Raw genomic sequence first — 7,224 nt, forward strand, 5'->3', positions numbered from 1 at the left:
TTGGATGGTGTGTATGTGTTAAGAACTTCTCTGGAGTCAACCTTGATGGATGCAGCGACGACGGTTAAAGCTTATAAAAGTTTGTCTCAAGTGGAGGAGGCATTTCGCTGTTATAAGTCAATTGATTTAAAGGTACGTCCTATCTATCATTATAAGGGTGATAGAGTCAAAGCTCATATCTTTTTATGTATGTTGGCTTATTATGTGGAATGGCATTTAAAACAGTGCTTGGCTCCTTTATTATTTGAGGATGAAGAAATTGATGATAGTTGTCTGAATGTGATTAAAGCCAATCGGAGTGAATCCGCTCAGTCTAAAGAGAGAAAAAAACGGAATCAAGAGAACTTTCCTGTGCATAGCTTTCGGACTTTGTTGGAAGACCTGGGGACAATTTGCTTGAATACAGTGGAATGTACGATTAGGGAGGGAAGTTATCGTTTTTCTAAGATAACTCGACCGACTCAACTGCAACAAAAAGCGTTAGATTTATTGGGAGTTTCCCTGATTTGTACCCAGTAACGGGGCGGCGGAAATTCTTTTAATCCCTTCTACAGCACAGGTTATGGCCTTTTGTCAACGGGGAAGTCCAGCAATACATTAGAGAAAAAATTATACTGTTTGGGTTGGATGCAAAGAAATCAAGCCATTAATGGCTTGATTAGCTGAAAAAAGTGTAAATATTCGATTTATATAGCTTAAATGTGCCTTTAAATCTGCCTAAAGCCTCTTTATGCTTGCAGAATAGAGATTTTATCGTTTTTATGGAGAGGAAAGAATTTTTTAGCGATCAAAAACCTCTGCCTAGGTGGCTTCACCGGTGAAGTTAGCGGACTTTAGCAACTATTACCCTAAAATTGAAGCGGTCTAACGACTTCAATCAATAATACCATTTTTCTTTATTTGCGTCACAACGAATGCAGGCCTGGCAAGCATTCGAGCGTGGATGTCTGTCATGGATTTAGAAATTTGGTATAAGCAGGGTGCGTCCCAAAAAATCCTGCATTAGGTAACGCACCCTACAGCGATTGCGATCTATTCAGAAACTTGCCGCATAACGGCTAAGTTATGCCGTGCTTCTCACCGATAAGACTGCGATCGCCCTAATTTTCAAGCGTAGCCGACAATATCATGGAATGAATAACCGACCAACCCCCTTGTAATTATCAAGATCTACAGCAATTTCGATCAGTCGTTCAGCGCAGCGCTCTCTATACTCAGCTTCACTCAAACGATCGAGATTTCCAATCGTCAACACTGGAAACGATTTCTCTGTGTTCTCTTCTCGCATAACCTGCTCAAGGGAATCATCACCCTTCATATTTCGGTTAGCAGTAAGAATCATCATCTCCTGTTCTTGAGCATAGCACCAGACTACGCGATCGCTACTTTCCATCGACAGTCCAACCTCTCTAAAGGTGACAAATTGGACAGACTGAAACTCAAGCCAACCACGTTTTGCCAATATACCAAGAAAAATCAGCGCATAACCGTCGAGGTTGTAGTCAACTAAGAAAGTCATTGTTTTTGTGCAGCACGTCTGGCTCTCTGCTCCTCAAGCTTTGCCCAAAACGCTTCTTGTCCTGGTTTATGTGGCATTGCTGCAATTCGAGCAAAGCGTTCACGGTTACGATCTTCCCAGTACTGGCGAATTTCTTCCCTATTCTGAAGAACCTCTTGATATTCAACCTCGACCTGAGCTTGGTTTACCTGAATGTAGGACAAAGCTGCGTCAATTTGCGCGTTCGTGAGGTTAAATGTGTCACGAATCAGTTTAGGAGGATAATCAGCTTTTAGGAGATCGATCACATCATAGAGGGTGATGCGCGTGCCAGCGATCGTCAGTCCTCGCTCTGTACGGATAATTTTCGCTTGTTGGTTTGCCGTCCAGGTCATTCCCTTAGCTCCTTAGAATCCACTTAATGGTCAATGGTTTCACCAGACAAATATTGGTCAATTTTTTCTGACCAATCAGGTTCACCGTTCATTATAGCCCGCCTCTTACGCGACAAAATCAGTGTACTGCTAGGCCGTGCCTTCGTCATCCCACTTAGACTGACAGCTTCAATCAATGTGCATGGTGCGTTCCCAAAAATCTATTGGTGGAACAGTAGGACTTGCATTAGGGAACGCACCCTACGGCGATTGTGATCGCACTATGACAAAGGTTTAATTGTCACTAATCCCCCAGCAAAACCCTGAATATTCAACTCATAGCCATCAAGTAAACCCATACCAACTAATGGATCTGTCTCTGACTCATTGATTTCAATAGATTTGATCTGACCATCCCAGATCACAGTTGCCTCAAATACGTTAAACATACAGAGGCTTCCATCGCCCAAGATTCCCTCTTCTTGCATATACCACGTTAATCCTAGTGTTGTAATGATAGCAGAAGGCAACGTGAGAAATACACTGTAACCAGTGTCAATAACTGCTTTAATCGCTTGCCTCTGGTGATTTTCGCCTAGCACTACGAATTGAATAATTGCTTCTCGGCGCGAATTGACGCTCCCCATCATCATGGCGATACACTGGGGGAACGAAAGCCAAAACGATGGACGGCACGATGTCCAATGCGAATACCAAATATTTGTGCATCAGGAAAACGTATTAACAGTTGTTTAGCAGCTGTTAGGCTGTCGTCAGCCACTTCAAAAGCCCCTGTTTCGATGTCTATTGCTACAATCTTCCCATGATTCCCTTCCTCGATTTGGGAGCGTACCTGAGACTCATAGACTTCGTGTCCACGTCGGGCAAATTCTTCTTTGCTGTAGCGGGGTTGTCGAACTGTCATTGAAGCGACCCTGTGGCAACTTTTGCCCCCCTATTTTAACCTAAACATTGGCAATCTTCGCTAACATTCCTCAACTGGTCCCACAAGAGCAGCACCGCACCTAACCTCACAGCTTCAATCAATGTGCATGGTGCGTTCCCAAAAATCCTGCATTAGGGAACGCACCCTACAAGATCGGCGATCGCTACAATCGGAACGATCGCACTTGACTCGCTGGTCGGCATAACGGCTAAGTTGAGCCGCCACGATTAGATTTGAGATTCTTGTGGTTCATCCTGTTTTGGTCGGCTCCAACGACTTGTTAGACCTTGCTTTGGTGGTAAGCTGACTACCTGCCTGCCACTTTCTGCTTGTCTTTTTTGCCAATCTACAAACATTGCATCCAAATCGTAGTTAAAGGATTTAGCGTGTTCTTCTCGAAATTTATGAATTTCATCTAAAATGTCATCTTGCCACATCGTTATAATCTCCTAAAAGTTCGTAAGGAGTACAAATTATGGGTAACTCGTATCCCAAATCAAGACTGAGCTCTGCCAACTTCCTCTGAATTTGAGCGTTGGCAATATGTTTACAGTTCCATGTTAACAAGTAATCTAGCCCGTGGACAGTCGCCGCAGCAATGTGAACCGCATCATCAGAAGCTTTGGCAGGAAGGTTGCTTCGTATAAGAAACTGGGCTGCCAAGTTGCGTACAGCTTGATTGAGTTCAACCAAAGGCATTTCATTGACAATTTCTAACCTTTTCAAAGCAATCTCTGTATCTCCCTTAGCGACTTCATCTAAAACAACCTGTGAAATATAGAGAACAAAATCATTACGGCGATTTTGCCACCAGTCCCTTGTCGTTTCGATATTCCCAGCAATAACCAAGTTTTTGGTCGATCTGGCTGTCAGATAATCAATAACGCTGGTTTCAATATAGACGGTTTCCCTCACAGCAATTTCTGAATTTTATTTGTCCCTCATTCTATCGCATTTGAGCTTTATTTTGAGGGTTTGCGAGGGAATTAGTGCGTTCACTTCGTTAACCCACCCTACAAGATCGGCGATCGCACTACTTCTGTCTCTTCTGTATTCGTCTTAGAGCTATCTGAATTACATTACTTCTACATTGGTCTACCTCTAAATTTTTGAGAAATGAATTAGCGTGAGAGAAAATGATCGGAGCCACTAACATTCCAAGATTGTCATCTTGAATACTGTAAATCATGGCAGTACAAGTGTCCATTGCGGCAAATCGATTAGCCCATATTGCTCCTTTAACTGCTATTTCAAGTGCCTTCGCTTTCGTTTGATCAGAGTTACTTCTCTCAAACATTATTTTCATATAGTTTGCAACTATTTCTGCATAACTCCATGTATCGACAGCATCTTTTACAAAGACCTCGTAGTACCTAAAGAATTCTATGACCTTATCCACGAATTCAGGTTGAGATAAGATAACAAAAAAATCTTGAGGCAACTTTGAAATCACTGGGTTTCTGTCATCTTTACTTAGCACAATTAGAGTATCTAGCAAGCTTATAATCTCAGTAGGTAAATATCTATTCTCATTACTCAATCGATTTATGATCTGGGAAAGCATTTGTCCGGCTCTATCAACACCAGACGCTCGATTTAGGATTACATCAAATGCAAGGTTCAAATCTTGCTTCAATTCGGCTAAAGATTGGTAGCGTTTGCCTTTATCATGATCACAGCATCTTTCAATCACATGAAATATAGCAGCGTGTAAATTCTGATCCTTTAGATAAAGAGGATCTCGTTTTGTAAGTAGCCAATAGAAGCTTTTGCCAAGCATGAAAATATCCGAAGGTGGACTCGCTTGCTTAAAGTCTCCATCAATAAATTCTGGGGGCATATATCCAAAAGTTCCCCAATAATCACGACTTCCTGTAAAGGTGGTCCCTGCTCCTACAGCCTTAGCTAATCCCAAATCGCTAACGATAACGTCACTACCATTTAACAAAAAATTTTGTGGTTTTATATCTCGATGCTGATAACCTTCTTGATGCAATTCAGCAATACAATCAATCATTTTGTAGAAGACTATTTCCTGATATGCAATGTCATTCATTAGGCGATCAGCTACCTTTGTTAAATCTCCATCAGCATAATACTGCATCACAAAATAAGCCGGTGAATGATGAATATTAGAATCATAAATCTGCAAGACTTTTGAGTTTCCTTGAAACTTTCCTAAATATTTTGTTTCTCTACAAAATCTTTGAATTGCTTCTGGATCAGTATCTTTGCAATACTTTAGAACTAATTGAAAGGGAGGATTACTGATTAAAGCATCAACAAAAAGTATTGTCCCCATTCCGCCAGAATCGCTACACAATCCAGTCACTTTGTACTTCCCATCCACAATGTCTCCAACTTGAAGCATCATGTTAAGCTTTCCTCTTTATCTCAAAGTTTATTGTTTGATGGCAAAAATCAATTTTATCCATATTCAGGCGGGTTGACAAATAGAGAAGCTTCAAATATCGTTCCCACCGATAACTCAGTAGGCTAACTATATATTATGCGGAAATTTTCCGTATATCACGCCAAATACGCATTTTTTAAAGAATCTTTCTGTATATTACGCTCAAATGGAGCGATCGCAAGAAGTTTTCCGTATAATATTACGATAAGCGTGTTGTACCGATTAGCGTACTCTGTGATGAACCCTTCCCCACTGATTTGTTCAAAGTTTTCTCGTTGTGCGACTGTCAGATAAACTTTATCTCGCCTACATCTTCCCATGATTGATGTCCTCATTTGAGCCTATCTATTGCCCTATTTTAGCTGTGTCAGTCCAGTAGGGTGTGTTAGCGTCAGCGTAACCCACGAATTTTGGACATTAGATAAGGTGCGTTACATTTCATTAACGCACCCTACCAGATCGGCGATCTGCTATGCAGTGCCTTCGGCATCGCACTTATAACTAACCAATCGGACTATTTACAAAGACAAGTACGAATCATTGTCGGTCTAACGGCTTAGTTAGGCAACTTAGATTTCTGGAGTAGAAAATGATAGAGATCGCATCAAGAGAAAGGAATGAAAAGAACCCGACCTTCACATTCTTCAGGTTCACTACAACAAATAAATAGTTCTAAATCATCAAGGATCTTACCAATGGGTGCTTTTGAGATCACCTCAACAACTCCAGTCATAGGTAGTCCTTGATTGACACGATTGTAGGCATACATCGTAATAGTGGCTACATCATGGGTGAGCAAGATGCGTCCCTCATTAGCCGCCCATTCTAAAATATCTGGATCGTCAGTGTTCATCAGTCCTACATCTTGGACGCGAATTATATCTAATTCAGGTAAACGCCTCACCAGCCCACGCAAGATGGCTCCATTAAAATTTTCGTCAGTTAGAAGGCGCACTTTGCCTCGACTCTCCTTTTGACTGATAACGAGCAAGCAAGCGCTGTCTTAAATCGACTAAGTTGTGTTTTTGAGTTAGTTGTTGTCTCAGTTGTTGAGCTTGTTGGTCGCGTTGCTCCAAATAACTGTCAATTTCCTGACGGTGATTTAAATAATAAGCAATGGCACTGTATATATCTTCCAAACGAAGAACTGAAAACTGAATAGCGATTTCTTCAGGAGTGGAGCCGTTGTGGTATGAGGCAAGTATGCTATCCAGAGTCACTCGGCTCGAACCTATACGGATACCTCCCGCTTCATCCCAACGAAAAGGGGGAGAAGTTACTTGGAATTTGGCTGGGGTGTTCATTAGAGACATATTGCACCTGAGTTGAATTGCATAAAAACATCCTAGCAAAAATCAGAATACTTTGTCTGACACTGCTTTCTGGCACGAAAAGAGGTGGGTTAGCAAAACGCAACTCACCCTACTAATTTTCGTTTCTGTTGGCGAGTCTTCCCAGACCTATTGAGAAAGTTCACATATCAGGATATATCAGCAACGACAACTGACAGCATTCCAATTGACCCGCCATAGGTAGAGCCTCCGCTTACGCTAACAACATATTTGTCGGAATCATAATCACTAGCCCCCCATGTATTGGTTTTTGATCCCCATGGACAGTCCCATGATATCTTGCAGACCTTATAGTCTGGATCGCTGGGATCTTTCCCGTCAATGCAAATATAGAAAGAGCCTTCAGTACCAGAGGCAGAGTCTGATCGGCCACATGAGCAAATCACAGTGTTGTAAACTCTGCCGTCCTGGAATTTGATTCCGTTGACATTAGCAATTTCATCATCTTTGTTGTCGTACTTGTAAAACTTTCCCCAGGATAGATTTCCGTAGTCAGTTGTTCCTGCAAAGCCTTTTACCTTAATCGTAAAGCTGACCCATTAGATCTCTTGCATAAGTCTAGACAAAATAGGATAAAATAGTCCAAGAGTTAAGATTGAAAGATGACTTACGAACAAGTAAAAACTTTAAAGCCAACAGAG

General features: G+C 41.6%; 11 protein-coding genes and 1 pseudogene. 1 reads left to right on the forward strand and 11 read right to left on the reverse strand.

The annotated features are described in order from the left end of the window. Window positions 1-519 (forward strand): IS1634 family transposase (locus H6G40_RS22050; protein WP_190538244.1); only part of this gene is annotated, 519 nt, incomplete at its 5' end. A 607-nt stretch (window positions 520-1,126) separates the two neighbouring features. Here the strand turns inward: H6G40_RS22050 and H6G40_RS22055 are convergent. The 11 genes and pseudogenes from H6G40_RS22055 to H6G40_RS22100 form a co-directional block, all read right to left on the reverse strand. Continuing rightward, window positions 1,127-1,519, reverse strand: coding sequence for a DUF5615 family PIN-like protein (locus H6G40_RS22055; protein ID WP_036399750.1), 393 nt, complete (start codon window positions 1,517-1,519; stop codon window positions 1,127-1,129). Further along, a complete protein-coding gene (locus tag H6G40_RS22060) occupies window positions 1,516-1,893 on the reverse strand; it encodes a DUF433 domain-containing protein (RefSeq protein WP_002741562.1) in 378 nt (125 codons plus the stop codon). The genes H6G40_RS22055 and H6G40_RS22060 overlap by 4 nt, the downstream gene beginning before the upstream one ends. A 260-nt stretch (window positions 1,894-2,153) precedes the next feature. After that, window positions 2,154-2,525 carry a hypothetical protein gene (locus tag H6G40_RS22065; protein WP_002779119.1) on the reverse strand — a complete coding sequence of 124 codons (372 nt, stop codon included), beginning with the start codon at window positions 2,523-2,525 and terminating at the stop codon, window positions 2,154-2,156. Further along, on the reverse strand, window positions 2,522-2,797 hold the full coding sequence (locus H6G40_RS22070; protein WP_002733756.1) for a hypothetical protein: 276 nt from the start codon (window positions 2,795-2,797) through the stop codon (window positions 2,522-2,524). Before H6G40_RS22070 ends, H6G40_RS22065 begins: the two co-directional genes overlap by 4 nt. A gap of 114 nt (window positions 2,798-2,911) precedes the next feature. Then, window positions 2,912-3,043 carry a hypothetical protein gene (locus H6G40_RS23815; RefSeq protein ID WP_272071944.1) on the reverse strand — a complete coding sequence of 44 codons (132 nt, stop codon included), beginning with the start codon at window positions 3,041-3,043 and terminating at the stop codon, window positions 2,912-2,914. Between the two features lie 2 nt (window positions 3,044-3,045). After that, window positions 3,046-3,255, reverse strand: coding sequence for a hypothetical protein (locus H6G40_RS22075; RefSeq protein WP_002732654.1), 210 nt, complete (start codon window positions 3,253-3,255; stop codon window positions 3,046-3,048). Then, complete coding sequence (locus tag H6G40_RS22080) at window positions 3,242-3,733, reverse strand: type II toxin-antitoxin system VapC family toxin (protein ID WP_190538245.1); 492 nt, start codon at window positions 3,731-3,733, stop codon at window positions 3,242-3,244. The genes H6G40_RS22075 and H6G40_RS22080 overlap by 14 nt, the downstream gene beginning before the upstream one ends. 118 nt (window positions 3,734-3,851) lie before the next feature. Further along, complete coding sequence (locus H6G40_RS22085; RefSeq protein ID WP_190538246.1) at window positions 3,852-5,192, reverse strand: serine/threonine protein kinase; 1,341 nt, start codon at window positions 5,190-5,192, stop codon at window positions 3,852-3,854. Window positions 5,193-5,835: 643 nt separating this feature from the next. Beyond that, window positions 5,836-6,135, reverse strand: coding sequence for a DUF5615 family PIN-like protein (locus H6G40_RS22090; protein ID WP_238560374.1), 300 nt, complete (start codon window positions 6,133-6,135; stop codon window positions 5,836-5,838). 34 nt (window positions 6,136-6,169) lie between these two features. Next, the gene (locus tag H6G40_RS22095; RefSeq protein WP_036399742.1) at window positions 6,170-6,544 is read right to left on the reverse strand and encodes a DUF433 domain-containing protein; all 375 of its coding nucleotides are present in this window, start codon (window positions 6,542-6,544) and stop codon (window positions 6,170-6,172) included. A 167-nt stretch (window positions 6,545-6,711) separates the two neighbouring features. Continuing rightward, window positions 6,712-7,110: pseudogene (locus H6G40_RS22100) on the reverse strand (aegerolysin family protein); the annotation flags it as partial. Window positions 7,111-7,224 lie beyond the last annotated feature (114 nt).

The organism is Microcystis viridis FACHB-1342, from assembly GCF_014698335.1.
GTDB classification, from domain to species: Bacteria; Cyanobacteriota; Cyanobacteriia; order Cyanobacteriales; family Microcystaceae; genus Microcystis; species Microcystis ichthyoblabe_A.